General features: G+C 30.1%; 25 protein-coding genes. 20 read left to right on the forward strand and 5 right to left on the reverse strand.

Going from position 1 to position 23,544, the window contains the following annotated elements; all coding sequences use genetic code 11:
- Positions 1 to 88: 88 nt before the first annotated feature.
- Positions 89 to 472 (forward strand): hypothetical protein, encoded by a 384-nt coding sequence (locus ACN5J5_RS07935; protein ID WP_418644392.1) that lies wholly within the window; start codon positions 89 to 91, stop codon positions 470 to 472.
- A gap of 63 nt (positions 473 to 535) precedes the next feature.
- Here ACN5J5_RS07935 and ACN5J5_RS07940 read toward each other — a convergent pair whose 3' ends face one another.
- Both ACN5J5_RS07940 and ACN5J5_RS07945 read right to left on the reverse strand, forming a co-directional pair.
- Positions 536 to 1,447 (reverse strand): TlpA family protein disulfide reductase, encoded by a 912-nt coding sequence (locus tag ACN5J5_RS07940; protein WP_418644393.1) that lies wholly within the window; start codon positions 1,445 to 1,447, stop codon positions 536 to 538.
- A 56-nt stretch (positions 1,448 to 1,503) separates the two neighbouring features.
- Positions 1,504 to 2,553: a branched-chain amino acid aminotransferase gene (locus ACN5J5_RS07945; protein ID WP_418644394.1), complete on the reverse strand. Its 1,050-nt coding sequence runs from the start codon at positions 2,551 to 2,553 to the stop codon at positions 1,504 to 1,506.
- A gap of 119 nt (positions 2,554 to 2,672) precedes the next feature.
- On the opposite strand from ACN5J5_RS07945, the gene ACN5J5_RS07950 reads away from it, so the two are divergent.
- From ACN5J5_RS07950 to ACN5J5_RS07965, 4 genes are read left to right on the forward strand one after another with little or no spacing between them, the layout of a single operon-like run.
- Positions 2,673 to 3,170 (forward strand): DUF4920 domain-containing protein, encoded by a 498-nt coding sequence (locus ACN5J5_RS07950; RefSeq protein ID WP_418644395.1) that lies wholly within the window; start codon positions 2,673 to 2,675, stop codon positions 3,168 to 3,170.
- Between the two features lie 10 nt (positions 3,171 to 3,180).
- Positions 3,181 to 3,834 (forward strand): tRNA (5-methylaminomethyl-2-thiouridine)(34)-methyltransferase MnmD, encoded by a 654-nt coding sequence (gene mnmD / locus ACN5J5_RS07955; RefSeq protein WP_418646538.1) that lies wholly within the window; start codon positions 3,181 to 3,183, stop codon positions 3,832 to 3,834.
- A gap of 6 nt (positions 3,835 to 3,840) precedes the next feature.
- Positions 3,841 to 3,972 (forward strand): hypothetical protein, encoded by a 132-nt coding sequence (locus tag ACN5J5_RS07960; protein ID WP_418644396.1) that lies wholly within the window; start codon positions 3,841 to 3,843, stop codon positions 3,970 to 3,972.
- Entirely contained in the window at positions 3,973 to 4,692 is a 720-nt protein-coding gene (locus tag ACN5J5_RS07965) for a tRNA1(Val) (adenine(37)-N6)-methyltransferase (protein ID WP_418644397.1), read from the forward strand.
- An 8-nt stretch (positions 4,693 to 4,700) separates the two neighbouring features.
- Here the strand turns inward: ACN5J5_RS07965 and ACN5J5_RS07970 are convergent, their stop codons facing one another.
- Positions 4,701 to 5,552: an alpha/beta fold hydrolase gene (locus ACN5J5_RS07970; RefSeq protein ID WP_418644398.1), complete on the reverse strand. Its 852-nt coding sequence runs from the start codon at positions 5,550 to 5,552 to the stop codon at positions 4,701 to 4,703.
- 281 nt (positions 5,553 to 5,833) lie between these two features.
- Positions 5,834 to 7,198, reverse strand: coding sequence for a saccharopine dehydrogenase family protein (locus tag ACN5J5_RS07975; protein ID WP_418644399.1), 1,365 nt, complete (start codon positions 7,196 to 7,198; stop codon positions 5,834 to 5,836).
- An 81-nt stretch (positions 7,199 to 7,279) separates the two neighbouring features.
- On the opposite strand from ACN5J5_RS07975, the gene ACN5J5_RS07980 reads away from it, so the two are divergent.
- The 15 genes from ACN5J5_RS07980 to ACN5J5_RS08050 all read left to right on the forward strand — a co-directional run bounded on the left by ACN5J5_RS07980 (position 7,280) and on the right by ACN5J5_RS08050 (position 21,068).
- Entirely contained in the window at positions 7,280 to 7,663 is a 384-nt protein-coding gene (locus ACN5J5_RS07980) for a DUF423 domain-containing protein (protein WP_418644400.1), read from the forward strand.
- A gap of 84 nt (positions 7,664 to 7,747) precedes the next feature.
- Positions 7,748 to 9,352 carry a phosphoenolpyruvate carboxykinase (ATP) gene (pckA, locus tag ACN5J5_RS07985; protein WP_418644401.1) on the forward strand — a complete coding sequence of 535 codons (1,605 nt, stop codon included), beginning with the start codon at positions 7,748 to 7,750 and terminating at the stop codon, positions 9,350 to 9,352.
- 89 nt (positions 9,353 to 9,441) lie between these two features.
- Complete coding sequence (gene ade / locus ACN5J5_RS07990; RefSeq protein WP_418644402.1) at positions 9,442 to 11,064, forward strand: adenine deaminase; 1,623 nt, start codon at positions 9,442 to 9,444, stop codon at positions 11,062 to 11,064.
- 43 nt (positions 11,065 to 11,107) lie between these two features.
- Entirely contained in the window at positions 11,108 to 11,662 is a 555-nt protein-coding gene (gene ruvC / locus ACN5J5_RS07995; protein WP_418644403.1) for a crossover junction endodeoxyribonuclease RuvC, read from the forward strand.
- A gap of 251 nt (positions 11,663 to 11,913) precedes the next feature.
- Positions 11,914 to 13,041 (forward strand): radical SAM family heme chaperone HemW, encoded by a 1,128-nt coding sequence (gene hemW / locus ACN5J5_RS08000; RefSeq protein WP_418644404.1) that lies wholly within the window; start codon positions 11,914 to 11,916, stop codon positions 13,039 to 13,041.
- A gap of 12 nt (positions 13,042 to 13,053) precedes the next feature.
- On the forward strand, positions 13,054 to 13,806 hold the full coding sequence (locus tag ACN5J5_RS08005; protein ID WP_418644405.1) for a cyclase family protein: 753 nt from the start codon (positions 13,054 to 13,056) through the stop codon (positions 13,804 to 13,806).
- Between the two features lie 324 nt (positions 13,807 to 14,130).
- Positions 14,131 to 15,336 (forward strand): MDR family MFS transporter, encoded by a 1,206-nt coding sequence (locus ACN5J5_RS08010; protein WP_418644406.1) that lies wholly within the window; start codon positions 14,131 to 14,133, stop codon positions 15,334 to 15,336.
- Positions 15,297 to 15,506, forward strand: a complete 210-nt coding sequence (locus ACN5J5_RS08015; RefSeq protein WP_418644407.1) for a hypothetical protein — start codon at positions 15,297 to 15,299, stop codon at positions 15,504 to 15,506. The genes ACN5J5_RS08010 and ACN5J5_RS08015 overlap by 40 nt, the downstream gene beginning before the upstream one ends.
- Before the next feature lie 248 nt (positions 15,507 to 15,754).
- Positions 15,755 to 16,081: a nucleotide pyrophosphohydrolase gene (locus tag ACN5J5_RS08020; RefSeq protein WP_068703108.1), complete on the forward strand. Its 327-nt coding sequence runs from the start codon at positions 15,755 to 15,757 to the stop codon at positions 16,079 to 16,081.
- Positions 16,081 to 16,329, forward strand: a complete 249-nt coding sequence (locus tag ACN5J5_RS08025) for a hypothetical protein (protein WP_260586286.1) — start codon at positions 16,081 to 16,083, stop codon at positions 16,327 to 16,329. Before ACN5J5_RS08020 ends, ACN5J5_RS08025 begins: the two co-directional genes overlap by 1 nt.
- A 2-nt stretch (positions 16,330 to 16,331) precedes the next feature.
- Positions 16,332 to 16,601, forward strand: a complete 270-nt coding sequence (locus tag ACN5J5_RS08030; RefSeq protein WP_418644408.1) for a hypothetical protein — start codon at positions 16,332 to 16,334, stop codon at positions 16,599 to 16,601.
- 9 nt (positions 16,602 to 16,610) lie between these two features.
- Entirely contained in the window at positions 16,611 to 17,843 is a 1,233-nt protein-coding gene (locus ACN5J5_RS08035) for a 3-phosphoshikimate 1-carboxyvinyltransferase (RefSeq protein ID WP_418644409.1), read from the forward strand.
- A 64-nt stretch (positions 17,844 to 17,907) separates the two neighbouring features.
- Positions 17,908 to 18,957 carry a tRNA preQ1(34) S-adenosylmethionine ribosyltransferase-isomerase QueA gene (gene queA, locus ACN5J5_RS08040; protein WP_418644410.1) on the forward strand — a complete coding sequence of 350 codons (1,050 nt, stop codon included), beginning with the start codon at positions 17,908 to 17,910 and terminating at the stop codon, positions 18,955 to 18,957.
- Positions 18,958 to 19,027: 70 nt separating this feature from the next.
- A complete protein-coding gene (gene rlmN / locus ACN5J5_RS08045) occupies positions 19,028 to 20,068 on the forward strand; it encodes a 23S rRNA (adenine(2503)-C(2))-methyltransferase RlmN (RefSeq protein WP_418644411.1) in 1,041 nt (346 codons plus the stop codon).
- Between the two features lie 22 nt (positions 20,069 to 20,090).
- On the forward strand, positions 20,091 to 21,068 hold the full coding sequence (locus ACN5J5_RS08050; protein ID WP_418644412.1) for a polyprenyl synthetase family protein: 978 nt from the start codon (positions 20,091 to 20,093) through the stop codon (positions 21,066 to 21,068).
- Positions 21,069 to 21,095: 27 nt separating this feature from the next.
- Here ACN5J5_RS08050 and ACN5J5_RS08055 read toward each other — a convergent pair whose 3' ends face one another.
- Entirely contained in the window at positions 21,096 to 23,477 is a 2,382-nt protein-coding gene (locus ACN5J5_RS08055) for a hypothetical protein (RefSeq protein WP_418644413.1), read from the reverse strand.
- Positions 23,478 to 23,544: the final 67 nt, after the last annotated feature.

Here is a 23,544-nt window from a genome sequence, read left to right on the forward strand (position 1 = left end):
AAAGTTAAAGAATGATTTTAGAATGAAGAAAACTAAAACTATATTATTAATAACATAATTTTTTAGATTTAAAATAGCAGTATATAAAATGAAGAATAAGATAAAAGCAGTACACGAATTTCATTCGGCATTTAAGTTAAACATTCAAAACGAGCCAACAGTTACAATTTCTGAAGATAGAAAAAAGTTGCGTTTCGAGTTAATGAAAGAGGAAAATGAAGAGTATTTAGAAGCGGCTAAAAATAACGATTTAGTAGAGGTTGCAGATGCTTTAGGAGACATGTTGTATATTTTATGTGGTACAATTATAGAGCACGGAATGCAGAATAAAATTGAAGAGGTGTTTAATGAAATTCAACGAAGTAATATGAGTAAGTTGGGTGAGGATGGAAAACCAATTTACAGAGAAGATGGTAAGGTTTTAAAAGGACCAAATTATTTTAAACCTAATATAAAAGAAATTTTAAAATAGTATAAACTAAAAAAGTTCCTCATTTAATGAGGAACTTTTTTTAGTTTATAGCGGTAAGGTTTGCTACTTACCAATAATAATTTTTAATTCTGATGTTAATGTTTTTACATTATTCACCATTTTAAGTATAACACCATCTTCGCTTACAATAAGGTGTGTAGGATATTGTTTTACTTTTAGTTTTTTAGACATGTATTTTTTCTGATTTGGTACAGTAACATATTTAAAAGGTTTTGTCTTTAAAAAATCTATTAATTCATTTTTTTCATCAAAAGCTAAACTTACAAACTCAATATTATCATCTTTATATTTATCAACTAAAGCATTTAATTGAGGAAATTCTTCTACACAAACCTTACAAGTAATAAACCAACATTTTAAAACAAGTATTTTACCTTCAGTATCAACTTTATTATGTGATTTACCTTTTAAATCAACAAAATCATAACTAGGAAGTTTTTTCCCTTCCATTTTAAAATATTGATAAGCAATGGTTGCTTTGCTTACAATTGATTTTTTTATTTTTTCGTCAGCATCCTCTTTTAGGTTTACTAAAGAATATTGAGTTTCTCCTTTTTTGTTTTCAGATTTAACAGCAACATAAGCACCAGTACGTAATGAAACTAAAAACACTCTTTTGTCCATTATTGCCTCATTATTATCAACAGGAATAAAGGTAGACATTAAGTCGATGTTGTTTTTGTGATATGTGTTCCAGTTATTATAACTTTCTTGAATATCAGCAATATTTATAGCTTTATCAGTCTTTTTTGTTGTTGGTGCTTCAACCTCGATAGGAGCTTCAGTTTGTTTTTTAGCAACCTTTTTATTAGGTTTTTTTACTTCCTTCTTTATTGCTGTTGGCTCTTCATTTTTTAAGTTACCTTTTAAGTAAGCATTTAATGTAAAAAAAGAGATTGCAAAACCAACAATTATTGATAGTAATGCTAGTATGATACTTTTAATTCCCCCCATATGAATTTTTAAAAATCTGAATTATAAATTACTAAGATAGTTTTTTTTAACGAAACTTAAATTTTAACTCTCCAGTTGTGTTTGTCTTCAGACTTGTTAGATTGTATGTTTACTAGTTTTTCTTTAAATAACGTTGCGTACGAATCGGTAACATCAGGTAGCTCAAAAGTATCTTCTTGATGTTTAAAACCTTTAATAGGATTGATTACCGCAGCGGTACCAGAACCAAAAATTTCTTTTAATTCGCCTGATTTAGCAGCTTCTTTAATTTCGGCAACAGAAACTCTTCTTACTTCTGTATCAATATTATTATCTTTTGCTAATTGAATAATTGATTTTCGGGTAATACCATCTAAAATTCTATCGTTTGTAGGAGTGGTAATTAATTTGTTACCAACTCTAAAAAAGATATTCATGGTACCAGCCTCTTCTAAATATTCGTGGGTACTCGCATCAGTCCAAACTATTTGTTGAAAACCTTGTTCGTTAGCTAAACGAGTTGGGTAAAACTGAGCAGCATAATTTCCAGCGGCTTTGGCAAAACCAACTCCACCATCAGCAGAACGACTAAATTTTTCAGCAAATAAAACTCTAACTTCCCCAGCGTAATATGATTGAGCAGGCGAGCAGATAATAATAAATTTATAAGCTTCGGCAGGCGAAGCTGCAATAGCACCTTCAGTTGCAATAATAAAAGGACGTATGTAAAGAGAATTTCCTTCTCCTTTTTTTATCCAGTCTTTATCAATTGTTAAAAGTTTTTCTAAACCTTCAAAAAATACATCTTTAGCCACAGCTGGCATTGCTAAACGTTCGGCAGATAAGTTTATTCTATCAAAATTATCTTCAGGTCTAAATAAGAAAACATCTTCATTATCATCTTTAAAAGCCTTCATTCCTTCAAAAACAGCTTGTCCGTAATGAAAAACTCTAGCCGAAGGATCAAATAACATCGGTCCGTAAGGTTTTATTGTTGGGTTTTTCCATTCTCCATCAGAAAAATCGCAAACAAACATGTGATCTGTAAAAATGCGACCAAAAGCCAAATTATTAAAATCTACAGTGTCAATTTTTGATTGTGCTACTTGTTGGATATCTATCTTCATAAAATGCTGTTTTTAAGTGTAACAAAGGTACAAAAACTAGCGATATAATGAATTGTTAAAGGCACTCACTTAGTTAATTATATTTATATTTGCTATATGTTAATTTTAAATGTTTGATAATGAAAAGAATAGTGTTTTATTGTTTGGTTTTAAGTGTTTTACTTGTAGGATGTAAAGTAGAAAAGAAAGAAGAAGTAAAAGAAATTGAAAGTTCAAAAATAACGTTTACTTCGTTTGGAGAAAAAATTGAAAGTAACGATGCTTTGTCTGCAAACGAAATGTCTGATAAGTTTAAAGGATTAAAAATAGGAGATACCATAAACGTAAAGTTTGCCTCTACCATAGGTGAAGTTTGTACAAAAAAAGGATGTTGGATGGTTTTGCCAGTAGGTGAAGAAAAAACAATGGTTCGTTTTAAAGATTATGGTTTTTTTATGCCGTTAGATAGTAAAGATAGCGAGGTAATTGTTGCAGGAAAAGCATTTGTAAAAGAAACATCGGTAGATGAATTACGTCATTACGCAGAAGATGCTGGTAAAACAAAAGAAGAAATAGAAAAGATAACGGAGCCTAAAAAAGAGTTTTCATTTTTGGCACACGGAGTATTAATGAAATAATCTTTTTATTATTAAAAGAGAAATAATTATAACGTCAGATGGCTCAACAACAATTCATTTACCAGATTGGAATGAGCAATATCACTCTAAACACGGTGCGATTCAAGAGGCGTATCATGTTTTTATAAAAAGCGGATTTGACCTTACCGTAAAAGAAGAAATTTCGATTCTCGAAATTGGTTTTGGTACTGGTTTAAACTGCTTTATTACTTTTTTAGAAAACAACAAAAAAGTAAATTATGTTGGGGTAGAGGCATATCCTGTTTGTAATGACGAAGTTGTAAAACTAAATTATGTAGCAGCGTTAAAAGCAGAGCATCAACAGGTTGTTTTTAATAATATGCATGCACTTTCTTGGGAGGAGAAGCATCAAATTTCATCAAATTTTTGGTTAACAAAGCGGCAGCAGTTTTTTAAAGATATTGACGATAAACAAGCGTTTGATTTAATTTATTTTGATGCGTTTGGAGCTGAACATCAACCAGAATTATGGACAGAAGATATTTTTAAGCAAATGTTTACTGCATTGCAAGAAAACGGAATTTTAGTTACTTATTCGGCAAAAGGTAGTGTAAGAAGAGCAATGCAAGCGGTTGGTTTTGTAGTTGAAAGATTACCTGGGCCACCAGGAAAAAGAGAAATGCTTAGAGCAATAAAAAAATAAAATAGAATGAAGTTTGAAAGACGATTTGGTAACAGAAAAAAGACAAATCCGAAGAAAGGATTGTATTTAATTGGTGTGTTAATTGTTGTTTTGTATTTGTTTTTTAATGCAGATAAAATAATTGGAAGATTTTTTTAAATGAAACCATTTCAATTTAAAGAGTTTGTTGTTCATCAAGATAAAACAGCAATGAAAATTGGCACTGATGCGGTTTTATTAGGAGCTTGGTGTTCTTTAACGGCGTATCCAGATTCAATTTTAGATATTGGTGCAGGGACTGGAGTTATTTCGTTAATGTTAGCACAACGTAGTGATGCAATGACTGTAGATGCGGTTGAAATTGATGCCAATGCTTACGAGCAAACGGTAGAAAATTTTGAACTATCTGATTGGGGAGACCGACTGTTTTGTTATAATGCTTCTTTTACTGATTTTGCTGATGAAATGGCGGAAGAAGAGGAACAGTATGATGTAATTATTTCAAATCCTCCTTTTTATACAGATAATTTTGAAAGCGAAAATGAAGCCAGAAATAAGGCGCGTTTTACTTCTTCATTATCCTTTGATGAATTGATAAACGGAGTTGCTAAAATTTTATCTGAAAACGGATTATTTTCGGTAATTATACCTTTTAAAGAAGAGGTTAATTTTATTGAATTAGCAAATGCGGCTAATTTGTTTTTAAATAAAGTATGTAGGGTACAAGGAAATGAAAAATCCGAAGTAAAAAGAAGTTTGTTAACCTTTTCTTTTCATCAAAAAGAAATTGAAGAAGAACTTTTGGTGATAGAAAAAGAAAGGCATCAGTATACTGATGCCTATATAAATCTTACCAAAGATTTTTATTTAAAAATGTAACTGCTTTTTTAGTTTTTAATAGAATAATCAAATTCTTCTGCTAAAAATTTATCAGCTATTTCATTAAATGCCTTTGCGCTGTTACGAGGAATTCCGTGATTAGCACCAGGAATAATACATAATTGAGATTTTTGAATGTTGTCAAAAATTTCAACAGCATGTTCATTTTTAATAATATCTCTATCGCCAATAATAATTAAAACAGGTGCTTTAATTTTATTTAACTCAGTATGACTAATACCAGGATAGTTTATTAATAATTTATCTAATTGTAATTCTGTTTTCCAATTTTTAGATTTATCTCCTTTTTTAAGCATTTTTAAAGTTTCAGCATGCATGTCTTTAACTTGTTGAATTGCCCAATCGTTAACAGCGGTAGTATCAAACCTTAAATTAGGTCCCATAGTAACAATTTTGTTAATCGCTACTTTGTTTCTAATTCCCATTTTTAAACCAATAATTCCTCCGTCACTCCAACCAAGAATATTTATAGCATCTAGCTTTAAATGTTTTACTAGTTTTTCTAAATCTTTAGTCATTAAATCATAAGTTAATCGTTTTGTTTTTAACTTCGATTTTCCTTGACCTCTACTATCAGCAACAATTACTCGATATTTATTTTTAAAATAATCAATCTGATATTCCATTGCCTTAATATCTGTACCACAACTGTGAATTATTAACAATGGCTCACCCGTACCATATTCTTCATAATAAATTTTGGTTCCGTTAACTTTTACGTATTTACCAACAGTTTTATTGTTTCCGTATGGAGTTGTAAAATTATCTTGAGCATTGATATTGCTAGATTGAAATATTAAAAGAAATAAAGTAATTGTAAATATTACTGATTTTTTCATGACGATAGTTAATTGTGTTAAAATTTTTAACATTTTTTGAAGCTGCAATATTAATGGTAAATAAGTTAACAGTCAAATTGTTGATGTATTCTTTAGGTTAAGTTTTTCTGGCTGTAATCAAAAAAAAAGAAGCTATCTAAAAAGTGAGTTTTCGTCAACCTGAATTTATTTTAAGCTCTCATATTGATTGATAATCAGTGTGCTGAGATTCTAAAATAAATTAGAAATGACAATTTTAAACGCTTCTTAGATAACTTTTTTAGTTATATTTTTATGAAAACTTATAAACTTTCAGGGTTATAACCTAAATAAGGTACTTTTTTATCAATAAATGTAATTCCGTATTCTTCTAATTCCTTTAAAATTGGTGCATACACTTCTTTCGTTATAGGTAATTGAACTCCTGGAGTGGTAATTTCTTTATTTAAAATTCGTAAAGTAGCCATTGCAACAGGTAATCCCACGGTTTTAGCCATGGCAGTATAGGTTTGGTCATCCCCTTTAATAACCATACTACTTTCTACCTGAAATTTCTCATTGTTTTGCTCATATCCAAATTTATGATGCATTACAATCATATCTTTGTCATCAGCTTTAAGTGTCCATTCTTCAGATAATATTTTTTGCAATATTTGTGCTGGAGTAGCATTTTTTAACTTTACTTTTTTCTTCGGATTAAAAATATCTAATTCTAAAAACTTATCCCACATAACATCATCTTGATCTATTTTTAAGTAAGATCGGAATTTTAGTTCCACAGAGTCTGTAGGCGAATAAGCTAAGAAAAGATTGGTAAAATCACGGTAGCTTAAGTTTTCAGAATCTTCAATAATATAAGAATCATCGGTCATTCCTAATTGCACAAAAATATTCCAAGCTTTAGAAAAACCAACTTTTCTAATTGTTCCTCTATACATGGTTGGTATATTTTCCAATCCATAAATACTGGTGTATTTTAAAGAGTCTCTATTTGCATAGGCCTCAAATTTTCCATGCCCTTCAATATTTAAAAATTCAGTTCTTCTAAAAAGTTTGTGATACGGAATGTATTTGTAAGTGTTTTCTTGAATAAACATTGCGGCACCACCTTGACCGGCTAAAACTACATTCCTAGGATTCCAAGTAAACTTATAATTCCATAAATTTGAATCACTTTCAGGAGCAACCAATCCGCCAGTAAAAGATTCAAACAAAAGCATTTTTCCCTTATCTTCTTTAATGCGATCAATTACTTGCATTGCGCTCATATGGTCAATACCTGGATCTAAACCAATTTCGTTCATAAATACCAGTCCTTTAGATTTAACATCAGCATTTAAAGCTTTCATTTCATCAGAAATATACGAAGCCGTTACCATGTGTTTATTATAGGTAACACAATCTTTTGCTACTTCTATATGAAAGCGAGCAGGAAGCATAGATATAACAATATCGGCGTTTTTAATTGCGTTACTTCTTTGTTGCGCGTTAAAAACATCTAATAAAATCGCCGTTGCATTTTTATGGTTAAGTATTTTTTCTTGTGCATTTTCTACAGAAACATCACCTATAGTAATGTGTAGGTTTTCTTGTGTAGCCTTGTCTAATAAATATTTAATAAGAGAAGCACTAGATCTACCAGCACCAATAATTAATATTTTTCTCATTTATAATGTACTTTTGTGTCTTAATCAATTTGAAGCGACAATATCGTTAAAAAAGTTTAAAATTAAACAAAAAAGATAAAAATGTATAAAAATTTAACAATTGCATCGATATTAGGAATCATGGCTGTAATTTTAGGAGCTTTTGGTGCGCATGCCTTAAAATCAAAATTAACGATTGAAGCAATGCAAAGTTTTGAAACAGCAGTAAGGTATCAATTTTTACATGTGTTGTTGTTACTTTTTGTAAACATATTTAAAGAGTTTAATTTAAAGCAAAAAAACGGTATTAGTTTGTTTGTAATAGTCGGGATTTTACTTTTTTCAGGGTCTATTTATGCAATTCATCTATTAAATGTACCTGCAAAACAAATTTGGTTTGTAACTCCGTTAGGAGGGCTATCGCTAATAATAGCTTGGGGTTTGATGTCTTTTTATTTCTTAAAAAAAGTTATTAAAAGACAATAGTTGATAAAATTTATCAATGATTAATGAGTTTAATCAAAAAGCCCTACTTTTGTATAAAATTAAACACAACTAAATTATTTTAAGATGACAAATCTTGATACGAAAACGATATCGTTAGATAACTTAGGTATAAAAAATGCTACGATCCGTTATCAATTAACTTCAGACGAGTTACACGATATAACTATTGAAAAAGAACAAGGTGTTGAAGCTAGTTCTGGAGCTTTAGCTGTTAAAACAGGTGAGTTTACAGGCCGTTCGCCAATGGACCGTTTTATTGTTAAAGACAATATTACAAAAGATGAAATTTGGTGGGGAGATATAAACATTCCTTTCGATTCAGATAAATTTGATAAACTATATGATAAAGTAACAGATTACCTTTCTAATAAAGAGGTTTTTGTACGTGATAGTTTTGCATGTGCTGATGAAGATTACAAATTAAACATTAGAGTAGTAAACGAGTATCCATGGAGTAACATGTTTGCTTACAATATGTTTTTACGTCCAACAGATGAAGAGTTAAAAAGCTTTTCACCAGAATGGACAGTTGTAAATGCACCAGGTTTTATGGCAGATCCAGCTGTTGACGGAACCCGTCAGCATAACTTTGCGATATTAAACTTCGAAAAGAAAATTGCTTTAATTGGTGGAACTGGTTATACAGGTGAAATTAAAAAAGGAATCTTTTCTGCGTTAAACTTTATTTTACCAGTATTTAAAAACACATTACCAATGCACTGTTCTGCAAATGTTGGTAAAGAAGGTGATACTGCTATTTTCTTCGGATTATCAGGTACAGGTAAAACAACATTATCTACCGATCCTAACCGTAGTTTAATTGGTGATGATGAACATGGTTGGACATCAGAAAACACTGTTTTTAACTTTGAAGGAGGATGTTACGCTAAAGTAATTGATTTATCAAAAGATAAAGAACCTGAAATTTATGCAGCGATAAAAAAAGGAGCAATTCTTGAAAATATCGTTATGAATGATAAAAATGAAGTAGATTTTAACGATACTTCAATTACACAAAATACACGTGTAAGTTACCCAATAGATCATATAGAAAACATTAAAACACCATCAATAGGTAAAAACCCTAAGAATATATTTTTCTTAACGGCAGATGCTTTTGGTGTATTGCCTCCAATATCTAGATTAACACCTGGGCAGGCGGCTTATCACTTTATTTCTGGTTATACAGCTAAAGTTGCAGGTACAGAAGCTGGTGTTACTGAGCCATTACCAAGTTTTTCTGCTTGTTTTGGAGCGCCATTTATGCCGTTACACCCAACTCGTTATGCAGAAATGTTAAGCGAAAAAATGAAAGAAACCAACGTTAATGTTTGGTTGATTAATACTGGTTGGTTTGCAGGACCTTATGGAGTTGGTAATAGAATGAAGTTAAAATATACGCGTGCAATGATTAACGCGGCTTTAACTGGTGGTTTACCGAGTGAAATTACTAGAGAAAACTACCATATACATTCAGTATTTGGGTTGGCACAACCAAGAGAATGTCCAGGAGTACCTTCTGAGTTATTAAGTCAAAGAACAGCTTGGAATAATGATGAAGAGTATTATAAAACAGCACATAAATTGGCAGATTCATTTAAAGAAAACTTTAAAAAGTTTGAAGAATATGCAAATGAAGAAATTTTAAAAGGAGGGCCAGCAGCTTAACTTTTAATTAAATTGTAAAAAAAGCATCCGTAAGGATGCTTTTTTTATGCACAAATACTGCCTATTTTTGTAGTATTAAAACCAATAGCATGATTGTACAAGGAAATATAGTTGATATACAAAATAAGCGAATTTTTAAAGGAGAAGTTGAGGTTGAAAACGGAGCAGTAAAAGAAATTAGAACAAAAAATCATGCAATAGAAAATTATATTATACCAGGTTTTGTAGATGCTCATATTCATATTGAAAGTTCAATGTTAGTACCCTCAGAGTTTGCTAAAATAGCAGTTGTTCACGGTACGGTTGCAACTGTTTCTGATCCGCATGAAATTGCAAATGTTCTAGGAGTAAAAGGAGTTGATTTTATGATTGAAAACGGAAAAAAAGTTCCGTTAAAATTTAATTTCGGTGCACCAAGTTGTGTGCCAGCAACTTCTTTTGAGAGTGCAGGAGCAATTATTAATTCTGATGATATTAAATTGATGCTAGAAAATCCAGATATTAAATATTTGGCTGAAATGATGAATTATCCAGGAGTTTTATTTGATGATGAAGAGGTTTTAAAAAAGATTGAACACGCTAAAAATAATAAGAAACCTATTGATGGTCATGCGCCAGGTTTAAGAGGCGATGATGTTACAAAATATATTTCAGCAGGAATTTCTACCGACCACGAATGTTTTTCGCACGATGAAGCTCTGGAGAAACTTCAAAAAGGAATGAAAGTAATTATTCGTGAAGGAAGTGCTGCTAAAAACTTTGAAGCATTAATTGGTTTGTTACCAGAGCATTTCGAAAATATGATGTTTTGCTCTGATGACAAACATCCTGATGATTTATTATTGGGTCACATAAATCAGTTGTGTGAGCGTGCAGTTGCAAAAGGAATTGATGTTTTTAAAGTATTACAAGCGGCATGTATAAATCCTGTAAAGCATTATAATTTAGATGTTGGATTGTTACAAAAAAACGATGCTGCCGATTTTATTGTTGTAGAGGATTTAAAGAGTTTTAACGTTTTACAAACCTATATTAATGGTGAGTTAGTTGCTGAAAATAAAAAATCATTTGTAAAATCGGTTGATTTTGAAGTGTTGAATAATTTTAATACTGATAAAAAGAGTATTGCCTATTTTGAATTTAAAGCATCCGCAGAAAAAATTAGAGTAATTGAAGCTTTAGATGGAGAACTGGTAACTAATGAAATTAAAGTGAATTCTTTAATTGAAGCAGGGAATTTGGTATCTAATACAGAAAATGATGTGTTAAAAATGACGGTTGTAAATCGGTATAAAAATGCAAAACCGTCAATTGCTTTTATTAAAAATTTTGGATTAAAAGAAGGCGCAATTGCGAGTTCGGTAGGACACGATTCTCATAACATTATCGCAGTGGGTGTTTCTGACGAAATGATTTGTAAAGCAGTAAATTTATTGATAGAAAATAAAGGAGGAGTTTGTGCCGTAACAACATCCGAAGAAAAAATAGTTTCATTACCTGTTGCAGGAATCATGTCTGATAAGTCTGCAGTTGAAATTGGTAAATCGTACGCAGAATTAGATGCAATGGCAAAACAAATGGGAAGTGAATTACGAGCTCCTTATATGACTTTGTCGTTTATGGCATTACTAGTAATTCCCTCTTTAAAATTGTCAGACAAAGGTTTGTTTGACGGAAATACCTTTAAATTTACATCGTTGGAAGTTCAGTAAAATACTATTTAATTGATTAGTTTAGCTTTATAGAAATCAAAATTTGAAAACAGAAAAAGTTATATTAGGTATTGATCCCGGAACCTCAATTATGGGATTCGGAATTATAAAAGTGGTAGGTAAAAAAATGGAATTTGTTCAAATGAATGAATTGATTTTAAAAAAATACGACGATCATTACTTAAAATTAAAACTAATTTTTGAGCGTACAATAGAGTTAATAGACACTTATCATCCTGATGAAGTAGCTTTAGAAGCTCCTTTTTTTGGTAAAAACGTACAATCAATGTTAAAATTAGGTAGGGCGCAAGGAGTTGCTATGGCGGCAGCCTTATCACGCGAAATACCTGTGACCGAATATGCACCATTAAAAATTAAAATGGCAATTACAGGTAACGGAAAATCTAGTAAAGAGCAAGTAGCTTTAATGTTAAAATCGTTATTAAACTTAAAAACATTGCCTAAAAATTTAGATGCTACCGATGGTTTAGCCGCAGCGGTTTGTCATCATTATAATTCAGGAACCAAAGTTGGTGGTAAAAATTATACAGGTTGGGCAAGTTTTGTAAAGCAGAATGAAAAACGAGTTAAGAAATAATGATACTGCTTTATAATAATTTGTAATGAACATCTTAAACGAGTTTAGGTATAAAATTGCTGTTTGTATAAAATTCTAAATTATAGTTGTTACGTTATTCTGAATTTATTTCAGAATAGCATAGTGCTAGAGAACAATTATTGTTAATACACACACATAGCTAAAGTGAGTTTAGGTAAATAATTGTTTGTTATTATAAGCAAGCATTAAAAATAAATGAATATTTAATTAGCGCATTTTAAATTAATCGAATGGCAGGAATTTACTTACACATCCCATTTTGCAAGCAAGCATGTTTTTATTGCGATTTTCATTTTTCAACTTCTTTAAAAAAGAAAGACGATTTAATTTTGTGCATGGTAAAAGAACTTGAACTAAGAAAAGAAGAGTTAGCAAACGAAACCATCGAAACAATTTATTTTGGCGGAGGAACACCTTCTTTGTTATCAAAAGAAGAAATTGAAACTTTGTTACATGCCATTCATCAAAATTATAAAGTAATAGGGAATCCAGAGATTACTTTAGAAGCCAATCCAGATGATTTATCTGAAGCTAAAATTTTAGAATTGGCAGAATCAGCTATAAACAGATTAAGTATTGGCGTGCAATCTTTTTTTGAAGAAGATTTAAAAAGTATGAATCGTGCGCATAATTCTAAAGAGGCAAAAGAATGTTTGTCTATGGCGATCCGCTATTTTGATAATATTACGGTGGATTTAATTTATGGTGTTCCGAATATGAGTAACGAACGCTGGAAAGAAAATTTACAAATAGCATTCGATTTTGGGGTGAACCATATTTCAAGTTACGCCTTAACGGTTGAACCTAAAACGGTGTTAGATAGTTTTGTGAAAAACGGAAAATATCCTGCGCCAGATGAAACGGAGGCAAAAGAACATTTTGACATTTTGGTAGCAGAAACCGCTAAAACTGGATTTGTACATTACGAAATTTCAAATTTTGGAAAACCAACTTATTTTTCTAAACACAATACAAGTTATTGGTTGGGTAAAAAGTACATTGGTATTGGTCCGTCTGCACATTCGTATAATAAAACACATCGTAGTTGGAATGTTGCAAATAACGCAAAATACATAAAGGAACTTCAAGTAGAAATTTTGCCAAATGAAGTTGAAGAACTATCAAAAGAAGATCAATTTAACGAATATTTAATGACAGGTTTACGAACTATTTGGGGCGTATCTTTAGATAAAATATCCGAAGATTTTAAAGAAAAACTACTGGTTTCTTCAAAGAAGTTTATAAATGAAGGTTTGTTAGAAATTGTTGTTACTTCAAACGGAGTAGAGACATTAAAAACAACACAAAAAGGAAAGTTTTTAGCCGATGGTTTGGCAAGTGAGTTATTTATAATTTAGTTATATTTGAATATGGAGGCAACTATTACTTACAATTCTCGTAATTATACGATTGATTTATTAGCACCTATTGATATTTCTATCGCTATTGATGTTACTAAAGAAAATATTAATGCGTGGTATTTAGATGCTCCAAAAATATTTCCGGTTTCTGATCATAATTGGACAGGAAGTGTAGCACAAGGAGCAGATGTGAATTTTAATAATATTCAATTCAATCCGCATTCGCACATTACGCATACCGAATGTGTGGGGCATATTACAGAAAAAGTACATTCAGTAAATAAAAATTTAAATCAGTTTTTCTTTTTAGCAGAAGTAGTAACGATTGCACCGGAACAATTAGAAAATAAAGATTTTGTAATTTCAAAAAAGCAATTAAAACACGCTTTAGGTAATAAAAAAAGAGATGCAATTGTAATAAGAACACTACCTAATTTATCAGATAAAAAATCAATGCAATACTCTAATACAAATCCGATTTATTTATTAGAAGCAGCAGCTATTTATCTGAAAGAAAAAGGTATTGAACATTTATTAATTGATTTACCATCGGTTGATAAAGAAAAAGACGAAGGTAAATTATTAGCGCATAATGCATTTTGGAATACGCAAGGTAAATTAAGAATGAACGCCACAATTACCGAATTTATTTATGTTCCGAATCAAGTTGAAGACGGAACGTATTTTTTAAATTTAATGATTGCTCCTTTTGAGAATGATGCCACACCAAGTAAGCCAGTTTTGTATAAAATAGCAAAATAAGTTATTCAAGGTATTTTAATTAAAATAAGAGTATTGCTAATTAAACTGGCAATAACTTATTTAGAATCAGTATTAAATAAGGTTTTAAAAATAGGTTTTTGTAAAACCTATTTCTTTTTTTTATAGTTTTACACTTCAATTAAGTAATAAAATGACAAATTTTTATACATATAAGCAATGTAAGTCGACCGTGAAAAACGGTAGATGTCGGGCTATTTATGTATTCTAATTATATTCAAATAAAATATAACTATTATAAAAGTCCGACTTCACAGTCGGACTTTTTATTTTTAGAGATACCAAAAACAATGAAATCACAAGATTATGAAAAAACTATATTTTAACTATTTAAATACCTTTAAAGGGCTTTCTACTGAAGTTTGGTGGCTCGCTTTAATAACATTGATAAACAGAGCTGGTACTATGGTAATTCCGTTTTTATCATTGTATTTAACAAAAAGCTTAGATTTTAGTTTAAAAGATGTTGGTTGGATTATGAGTTGTTTTGGTGTAGGATCTGTATTAGGTTCTTGGCTTGGTGGTAAATTAACTGATAAAATAGGCTATTATAAAGTAATGAAAACAAGCTTGTTTTTAACAGGATTACTTTTTTTAGCCTTACAATTTGTAACTACTTTTTACGGATTTTGTATTGGTATATTTTTAGTAATGTTAGTGGCAGATACTTTTAGACCCGCCATGTTTGTTGCTTTAAGTGCTTATAGTAAGCCCGAAAATAAAACACGTTCGGTAACATTAATTCGTTTGGCAATAAACTTAGGTTTTTCTGCAGGACCAGCGGTTGGCGGAATTATTATAACCTCTTTAAGTTATAGCGGATTGTTTTGGGTTGATGGAATTACATGTGTTTTAGCAACTTTTTTATTGATAAAAGTATTAAATCCGAAGAAAGCAAGAGTGTTGGATGAGGTAAAAGTTAAAAATCCTGTTTCAGTATTTACTGATAAAGCTTTTTGGGTATTTTTTGTAGCGATGTTTATTTTCGGATTTGTGTTTTTACAGTACTTTTCAACAATTCCGTTGTATTATAAAGATACACATTATTTATCTGAATTAGAAATAGGATTGTTAATGGGAATGAATGGGTTTTTAATCTTTTTATTAGAAATGCCATTAATTAAGTGGTTAGAAGAGAGTAAATATTCAAAAGAACGCTTAATGTTTATAGGTTTATTCTTAACAGGAATAAGTTTTTTATTGCTTAACGTAACAGGTTGGGTTGGTATTTTAATTGTAGGAATGTTGTTTATGACTATTGGAGAAATGATTGCTTTTCCGTTTTCAAATGCTTTTGTAATGGAGCGAGCTAAAAAAGGAAATCAAGGAGAATACATGGCATATTACAGTATTGCTTTTTCTTTAGCGCATATTTTTGGGCACAATTCAGGAATGCAAATGGTGGCTGCTTTTGGGTTTGATAAAACTTGGTGGGTGATAATAGTAATGTCTGTAATCGGTTTATTTTTTCTATGGATGTTGTCAAGAATTGTAAAAAAAGAAAAGATATAAATTTAAATCAAATAACCATTCCGTCTTTAAATGTTGAAAAAGTAATACGGTTTTATCAAAAATTAGGCTTGTATTTAATTGTTGATGTAAAATCAAGATATGTTCGTTTTGAAGCACCAAAAGGAGAAGCTACATTTTTGATACATAAAGAGGATTGTTTACCAACATAAAATGGTGTTGTTATTTATTTTTAGATGAAAATTTAGATGAACTAGTTAAAAATCTTCAAGAAAAAGGCATTGTATTTACACAGTTACCAAAAGACGAAAGTTGGTTGTGGCGATAAGCTTATTTGTTAGATACTGATAAGAATAAACTTATTTTGTTTAAAGCGAGCATGTATAGAAAAAATCCGCCTTGGCGAATAAACTAGCCCAAAAGAAATATTTATATTTGATTTTTAAATTATTAAAGTAAAATGAATATACAAAACGCTCAAAAAGAAGTTGATAATTGGATTAAAAATCATGGAGTTCGTTATTTTAATGAACTTACAAACATGGCACAATTAACAGAAGAAGTAGGTGAGGTAGCAAGAATTATTGCACGTCGTTATGGTGAGCAAAGCGAAAAAGAGAGCGATAAAAATAAAGATTTAGGCGAAGAATTAGCTGATGTTATGTTTGTGGTATTGTGTTTAGCAAATCAAACCGGAATTAATTTACAAGAGGCTTTTGATAAAAAATTAGATATAAAAACAAAACGCGATCACGATCGTCATCATAATAACGAAAAATTAAAATAATGAGTTTTAGTAAAAATAGTAAACAATCCTTATTTTGGATTAATGTATTAAAATTGGCCATTTTTCTGATTATAATAATCTCGTTATTTTCTGTAATTTTTAAAACAGGAGGCGCACTTTTTTCAGGAGATTTTGAAACCGTTTATAATTTTCACTTTGCAAATAAATTATGGATGCGTTTTTTCTTGCCTAAAGTTGTAGTGAGTATTTTATATGCTGTTTATGTGGTAAATAAAAGAATGAAGTAAAAATGAGTGTTAAAAAAATAGAGGATAAACTAACCAAAAACATCAATGAAGAAACCGAATTGATAAACAAAATATCAATTTTAAAATACATTGTTGTTTATGTTCCTTTGTTATTTTTAATGTTTGCAACAACAAATTTTATAGGAAGTTTGTTTTTTGAATCAATAAATTTTGATTGGAGACAAATTTTAATTCAAGCCATCTTTTTTTCAATTTTCTTTAGAGTTTTTCATGGAGCAAGAAAATTATGGAATGATGGCTGGAAAAATTAAATAATAAAAATGAATTTACAACTAGCAGCGAAAAGAGAAGCAAAAATAGCTACAGAAATAACAATTTCAGGATCAAAAAGCGAATCGAATCGATTACTAATTTTGGCACAATTGTTTTCAAGTATTACCATTCAAAATTTATCAGACTCTGATGATACACATCATTTACAAGAGGCACTATCTTCTAATAATTCCACAGCAGATATTGGGCATGCAGGTACAGCAATGCGTTTTTTAACTGCTTTTTTTGCGGCTCAGAAAGGTAAAACAAAAATATTGCAAGGATCGGAACGTATGCATAATCGCCCGATTAAAATTTTGGTTGATGCACTTCGTAATTTAGGTGCTAAGATTGAGTATATAGAAAAAGAAGGATATCCGCCAATAAAAATTACAGGACAAGAATTGTTAAAAAGCGAAGTGTCAATTAACGGAAATGTGAGTAGTCAATATATTTCGGCATTAATGTTAATAGCACCGAGTTTAAAAAATGGTTTAAAAATCGACTTAAAAGGCGATATTACTTCTGTTCCGTATATAAACATGACCTTAAGTTTATTACATCAATTAAATATTACAGCTGTTTTTAAGGGTAACAGTATTCATATTCAACCTAAAAAAGAAGTTGTAGCACAAAATATTGTGGTAGAATCTGATTGGAGTTCTGCTTCTTATTTTTATTCGATAATTGCTTTAAGCAAAATAGGTTCTTCTGTAGAATTATCTGCCTATAAAAAAGACAGTTTACAAGGAGATAGTTGCTTGGCTACAATTTATAAACATTTTGGAGTTGTAACTACTTTTAAAGAAAACAGTATTGTTTTAACAAAAGAAACTACACATAATGCGGTTGTTTTAAATGAGAATTTAAAAAATGCGCCAGATATAGCACAAACGATTGCTGTAACTTGTTTTGGACTTGGTATTGCTTGTGATTTATCAGGGTTACATACTTTAAAAATTAAAGAAACCGATAGGTTAGAGGCTTTAAAAGAAGAGCTAACTAAATTAGGCGCAACTATTAACGTAACTAATGAAACGTTACATTTACAAGCATCCGAAGGTATTAATAAGGATGTAAAAATAGCAACATACAACGATCATAGAATGGCAATGGCGTTTGCACCTTTGGCATTAAAAACGAATATTGAAATTTTAGATGCCGAAGTAGTTACAAAATCGTATCGAAATTTTTGGAATGATATGCAACAAGTAGGTATAGAAACGATTAAAGTAAAATAAAAGGCGAATTGCTTGACAAGGCCTATGTCGAGATTGTATATTTGCCCATACGAAAAAAAGATCCATGAAGTTATCAAATTTTAGTTTTGAATTACCAGAAGAGTTATTAGCAGAATATCCTTCAGAACATAGAGACGAGGCACGTTTAATGGTGTTGCATAGAGATACTCAAAAAATTGAACATAAATTATTTAAAGATTTAATCAATTATTTTGATGAAGGAGATGTAATGATGTTAAACAATACAAAGGTTTTTCCTGCTCGTATGTACGGGAATAAAGAAAAAACTGGAGCGCGTATTGAAGTGTTTTTATTACGTGAGTTGAATGCTGAAAATCGTTTGTGGGATGTATTGGTAGATCCGGCAAGAAAAATTAGAATAGGTAATAAGTTATTTTTTGGTGATGACGAAAGTTTAGTAGCTGAAGTTATTGATAACACTACATCACGTGGTAGAACTTTACGTTTTTTGTTTGATGGGCCTTACGATGAGTTTAGAGAAAAATTAGTAAAATTAGGTGAAACACCATTACCAAAACATATTAAGCGCGAAGTTGAGGCTGAAGATGAAGATCGTTACCAAACAATTTTTGCAAAACACGAAGGAGCTGTAGCGGCACCAGCGGCAGGTTTACACTTTTCTAAACATTTAATGAAGCGTTTAGAAATTAAAGGTGTTGATTTTGCAGAAACTACTTTACATGTAGGTTTAGGTACTTTTAATCCTGTTGAAGTTGAAGATTTATCGAAACATAAAATGGATTCTGAAAAGATAAAAGTATCTCAAGAAAGTGCAGATATGGTAAACAATGCGCTTGCTAATAAAAAAAGAGTATGTGCTGTGGGTACAACTGTAATGAGAACGGTAGAATCGTCAATAACATCTAAGCGTAAATTAAAAGAGTTTGATGGTTGGACGAATAAATTTATTTTTCCTCCATTCGATTTTAGTGTTGCTAACTGTATGGTTACAAATTTTCATACGCCAAAATCAACATTAATGATGATGGTTTCAGCTTTTGCTGGTCATGATTTTATGATGGAAGCTTATCAAGAAGCAATCAAAGAAAAATATAAATTTCACTCGTATGGAGATGCGATGTTAATTTTATAATAATTTATATTAAAACGAATTATAAAACCTCACAAGGCTACTTGTGAGGTTTTATGTATTTTTGTATCAGATGACAGTGAAGAAAAAAGACATACGCGCATTAACAAAAGAACAACTTCGTGATTTTTTTGTAAATAACGGAGATAAAGCATTTCGTGGTAATCAAATATATGAATGGTTGTGGAGTAAATCGGCACATTCATTTGATGATATGACAAATTTATCGAAAGATACTCGTAAAATGCTCGACGAAAATTTTGTCATTAACCACATTCAGGTTGATAATATGCAGCGCAGTAAAGACGGAACCGTAAAAAATGCTGTTCGCTTACACGATGGTTTGGTAGTCGAATCTGTTTTAATACCTACAAAAACAAGAACCACAGCCTGTGTTTCTAGTCAAGTAGGTTGTAGTTTAGATTGTCGTTTTTGTGCAACTTCACGTTTAAAAAGAATGCGAAATTTAAATCCTGATGAAATTTACGATCAGGTGGCTGCCATCAATAAAGAAAGTTTACTGTATTACGATAGAAAATTATCGAATATTGTTTTTATGGGGATGGGAGAGCCATTGATGAATTACAACAACGTAATTAAATCAATCGATAAAATTACTTCACCCGAAGGTTTAGGAATGTCGCCAAAACGTATTACAGTTTCTACTTCTGGAGTGCCAAAAATCATCAAAAAAATGGCTGATGATGAGGTTAAGTTCAATTTAGCCGTTTCATTACATTCTGCTATTGATGAAGTTCGTACATCAATCATGCCTTTTAATGCAACTTTTCCGTTAAAAGATTTACGAGAAGCATTAGAATATTGGTACGAAAAAACCGAACGGATGATTACTTACGAATATGTTGTTTGGGGTGGGATTAACGATAAAAGAGAAGATATAAAGGCTTTAATTGATTTTTGTAAATATGTGCCTTGTAAGGTTAATTTGATAGAATATAACCCTATTGATGATGGCGAGTTTCAACAAGCAAGTCCAGAAGCAATCAATAATTATATTTCTAATTTAGAAATGCATGATATAACGGTAAATGTTCGTAGATCAAGAGGAAAAGATATCGATGCAGCTTGTGGTCAATTAGCAAATAAATCTTAGTTTTTTTGTATTTTCGAAACCGATGAAGCCAGTAGAACAAATTAAACTCCCGATAGTAAATGAGATGGAACTCTTTGAAACTAAGTTCAAAGATTCTATGTTATCTAAAGTTCCGTTATTAAATAGAATTACTTATTATATCGTTAGACGTAAAGGAAAACAAATGCGTCCGATGTTTGTTTTTTTAGTAGCCAAAATGGTTTCTGATGGTGGGTTTGATGAGCGTACGTATCGCGGAGCATCTGTAGTTGAGTTAATTCATACCGCAACTTTAGTGCATGATGATGTGGTTGATGATAGTAATCGTCGCCGAGGATTCTTTTCTATTAATGCACTTTGGAAAAATAAAATTGCTGTTTTAGTGGGAGATTTTTTATTATCGAAAGGATTATTACTTTCGATAGATAATGAAGATTTTGATATCTTAAAACTGATTTCTATCGCTGTGCGTGAAATGAGTGAAGGTGAGCTTTTACAAATTGAAAAAGCAAGAAAATTAGATATTACAGAAGAAATATATTTTGATATTATTCGCCAAAAAACGGCTACTTTAATCGCAGCTTGTTGTGGTATTGGTGCAGCATCTGTAGGAGCAAGTAATGAAACGATTCAACAAATGCGAAAATTTGGAGAATATATAGGAATTGCTTTTCAAATTAAAGACGATTTATTTGATTATACTGAAGATGAAATAGGAAAGCCAACCGGAATAGATATTAAGGAGCAAAAAATGACACTTCCGTTAATTTATACGTTAAATAATTGTGCTAAAAAAGAGAAATCTTGGTTAATCAACTCGGTGAAAAAGCACAACACGAATAAAAAACGAGTAAAAGAAGTTATCGCTTTTGTTAAAAATAGTGGAGGATTAGAATATACAACCGCTAAAATGCACGATTATAAAAATAAAGCATTGGCAATATTGGATAATTTTCCTGAATCACCTTATAAAAAATCATTACAACAAATGATTGATTATGTAGTAGAGCGTAAAATTTAAAATCTTACGCTCTATATGTTATAAAACTTAGTTTAATATTACTTCTTCAGAAATTACTTTTCCTTTTTCAGACATTCCTTCCATAAACATTTTTATTTTCTTTTGTTGATTTTTAGGTATTTTAAAACTGATACTTGAATTAGCAGGTATTATTATATTTGGTTTCCAATAAATAGCGCCAAAATGTTTAAATGTTTTATTAGAGTAAGAAGGATATTTAGGGTTATAAAACTCTTTCTCGTTCATGAAACCATAAGGTAATTTAATGATTTTCATTTTTGTTTTCTTAGTTTTAAGCTGTAAAGGAGTAAGTGTCTTAATATATACGATCCCACTCTTTCTTGGAGATTTATCACCAAAAGAAATTTCTTCGACATCTTCTAAAGGCATTCTTTCAAGTATTGAAGGGTTATGACTCATGTTATTACCATTTATTATTATTGATAAACCTAATAAGCTTCCAGGCATTGCGCTTGCTGTTTCTTTTGCAAGAGCTTCTAAGTATTTAGTTCTTGAGGTCTTTTCTGATATTTTCCCTTTGCTGATGTTTTCCTTTTTTTTAGGAGAAGTTACTCTTGTACCATTGATGTTATTTAGTCTTTTTTCAGTTTTATAACTAACGAAATCCATTACAGTTTCTCCCGATCTAATCATTATGTCTTTCATTTTAAAACTGTTGAATAAGGTTGTAGCTTGAAAAACATTACTCTCTGTTTTTCTTTTATTAGCTTTAACAATAACTTCGTTTAAAAATTCAAAATCATTAGGTAGATATTTAAATGAAGAATAGTCTAATTCAGAGTTTTTAGTCTTATGATCATAGTTTAAAGTTTCTTTTAAAGAGTTTTTAGAGTAAGATAAAATAGGGGTAGTTTCAAAAATGTTACCATGACTTTTTACACCAAATTTAACAATGCTATTTTTTTTAACAAAAGTATTTTTTAAAAGATAAGGTGCTTTAAGTGATTTAATTTCTCTTAGAATATTATTTTCAGGAGAATACATTAAAACAGGGTTTTTACTTTTTGCATTTGATTTTAAAGTAATATTAATTCCATTTTCGAAAATAAAATTTGTTTTAGGTTTATTATTAAAAATATCATTCCACTTGTATTTTGTCCACCCTTGTGTGATTAAGAGTAAATCGAGCTCTCTAAGTTTTTTTTGATTAATTTCAGTAAAATAATAATTGAAATTTTGGATATCACCTTTAATAAAAGGTTTAAAAAATGCGCTAGTAACAATACTGTTTTGTGGAGTGTACGCTTTTGTAATTAAGGGTAAAAAAGAAGCGCTTACATGTGTTGTTTCATTTGTAGTGTTTTTTAAATTCACCTCTAAAGAGTCTGAATTAATAGCAGTATTTTTTGTTTCTATTTTAGAAAATAAAGATTTATTATTAATAAAAATTAATCTTTCTAAGATTGGTTTGTTATTGTTAAATACAGTTATCGTATTAAGACCAACTGGTAGTTCTTTTTTATTAATAAGTAAAGCATATTTATGACTTTTTACATTGAATTTTACATTGAATTTTTTGTATTTATTTGTATTGTGAATAAAAACAGTAATGTCTGACTGAGTAAGTTTTGGAAGGCTATTTTTATTTGTTTTTAAGTTAATTGATAAAAAATTAGGGTTAGAGTTAACAACTCTTAAAGTAATTCCGTTTTTTTTAGCTTTTTGGGATGTAGCTTTTATGATTACTCCGTTTTCAAGCGTTGCTTCAAATACATAATTTTCATTTTTTTTAAAAAAGAAATTAACATTACCTAAACCAAAGAAATTTGTTTTAAAATTGGCAATTATTTTTTTTGATTTATTTTTAATGTTTCCGCTCTTAATTTTTACACCTTCACCATTTTTATCTTTAATTAAAATACCAAGATTGTTAATAGTACTTTCAAGAATATGTCCTCCTTCAGGGAATATTTTAAACTCGTAAAACTCTTTTTCTTCAATTAATTTTTTTTCTTTTTTTATGGATGAAATGATCTTTATTTTCTGATTATATGAGTTACTTTCCTTAAAGTTTTTCATCCAATTAGTAGATGCTTTTATATAGTAATTTCCTTCTGTAAATGTTGAATCTAAAACAATGCTGCCTCTTCCTATTCCGTTTTTAATATGAATTAAAAATTGGTCTTTTATTTGTTTTTGATCATTAAATAATGAAACATATAAGTTTGAAGTTGTTTTGTGTAGTTTTTTAGAATTTTGTTCTATTACATAAGCTTGAAACCATATTTCTTCACCTTTTAAAAATGAAGTTTTATTTAAATGTAAATATGGTGTTTCTCTCGTGTTTTGAAAATAGCTAACATAAGCAGTGTCTATTGTTTTGTTTTTTTGAGAAAGAATGTTGGAAGAATTAATTAAAATAATTACTAAAAGTATTAGTTTTTTCATGGTTTCATTTTTTTTAAAATATTAACATGTTTCATGCCAAAGTGTTAAAAAAAACTTAAATAATTAA

The sequence above is a fragment of the Tenacibaculum insulae genome (genome assembly GCF_964512435.1).
Lineage (GTDB): Bacteria > Bacteroidota > Bacteroidia > Flavobacteriales > Flavobacteriaceae > Polaribacter > Polaribacter insulae_A.

What these genes read in the sequence shown, in the direction of transcription:
- ACN5J5_RS07935 (WP_418644392.1), top strand. Translation starts at nt 89, where the DNA reads ATGAAGAATAAGATAAAAGCAGTACACGAATTTCATTCGGCATTTAAG.
- ACN5J5_RS07940 (WP_418644393.1), bottom strand. Translation starts at nt 1,447, where the DNA reads ATGGGGGGAATTAAAAGTATCATACTAGCATTACTATCAATAATTGTT.
- ACN5J5_RS07945 (WP_418644394.1), bottom strand. Translation starts at nt 2,553, where the DNA reads ATGAAGATAGATATCCAACAAGTAGCACAATCAAAAATTGACACTGTA.
- ACN5J5_RS07950 (WP_418644395.1), top strand. Translation starts at nt 2,673, where the DNA reads ATGAAAAGAATAGTGTTTTATTGTTTGGTTTTAAGTGTTTTACTTGTA.
- ACN5J5_RS07960 (WP_418644396.1), top strand. Translation starts at nt 3,841, where the DNA reads ATGAAGTTTGAAAGACGATTTGGTAACAGAAAAAAGACAAATCCGAAG.
- ACN5J5_RS07965 (WP_418644397.1), top strand. Translation starts at nt 3,973, where the DNA reads ATGAAACCATTTCAATTTAAAGAGTTTGTTGTTCATCAAGATAAAACA.
- ACN5J5_RS07970 (WP_418644398.1), bottom strand. Translation starts at nt 5,552, where the DNA reads ATGAAAAAATCAGTAATATTTACAATTACTTTATTTCTTTTAATATTT.
- ACN5J5_RS07975 (WP_418644399.1), bottom strand. Translation starts at nt 7,198, where the DNA reads ATGAGAAAAATATTAATTATTGGTGCTGGTAGATCTAGTGCTTCTCTT.
- ACN5J5_RS07980 (WP_418644400.1), top strand. Translation starts at nt 7,280, where the DNA reads ATGTATAAAAATTTAACAATTGCATCGATATTAGGAATCATGGCTGTA.
- pckA (WP_418644401.1), top strand. Translation starts at nt 7,748, where the DNA reads ATGACAAATCTTGATACGAAAACGATATCGTTAGATAACTTAGGTATA.
- ade (WP_418644402.1), top strand. Translation starts at nt 9,442, where the DNA reads ATGATTGTACAAGGAAATATAGTTGATATACAAAATAAGCGAATTTTT.
- hemW (WP_418644404.1), top strand. Translation starts at nt 11,914, where the DNA reads ATGGCAGGAATTTACTTACACATCCCATTTTGCAAGCAAGCATGTTTT.
- ACN5J5_RS08005 (WP_418644405.1), top strand. Translation starts at nt 13,054, where the DNA reads ATGGAGGCAACTATTACTTACAATTCTCGTAATTATACGATTGATTTA.
- ACN5J5_RS08010 (WP_418644406.1), top strand. Translation starts at nt 14,131, where the DNA reads ATGAAAAAACTATATTTTAACTATTTAAATACCTTTAAAGGGCTTTCT.
- ACN5J5_RS08015 (WP_418644407.1), top strand. Translation starts at nt 15,297, where the DNA reads ATGGATGTTGTCAAGAATTGTAAAAAAAGAAAAGATATAAATTTAAAT.
- ACN5J5_RS08020 (WP_068703108.1), top strand. Translation starts at nt 15,755, where the DNA reads ATGAATATACAAAACGCTCAAAAAGAAGTTGATAATTGGATTAAAAAT.
- ACN5J5_RS08025 (WP_260586286.1), top strand. Translation starts at nt 16,081, where the DNA reads ATGAGTTTTAGTAAAAATAGTAAACAATCCTTATTTTGGATTAATGTA.
- ACN5J5_RS08030 (WP_418644408.1), top strand. Translation starts at nt 16,332, where the DNA reads ATGAGTGTTAAAAAAATAGAGGATAAACTAACCAAAAACATCAATGAA.
- ACN5J5_RS08035 (WP_418644409.1), top strand. Translation starts at nt 16,611, where the DNA reads ATGAATTTACAACTAGCAGCGAAAAGAGAAGCAAAAATAGCTACAGAA.
- queA (WP_418644410.1), top strand. Translation starts at nt 17,908, where the DNA reads ATGAAGTTATCAAATTTTAGTTTTGAATTACCAGAAGAGTTATTAGCA.
- rlmN (WP_418644411.1), top strand. Translation starts at nt 19,028, where the DNA reads ATGACAGTGAAGAAAAAAGACATACGCGCATTAACAAAAGAACAACTT.
- ACN5J5_RS08050 (WP_418644412.1), top strand. Translation starts at nt 20,091, where the DNA reads ATGAAGCCAGTAGAACAAATTAAACTCCCGATAGTAAATGAGATGGAA.
- ACN5J5_RS08055 (WP_418644413.1), bottom strand. Translation starts at nt 23,477, where the DNA reads ATGAAAAAACTAATACTTTTAGTAATTATTTTAATTAATTCTTCCAAC.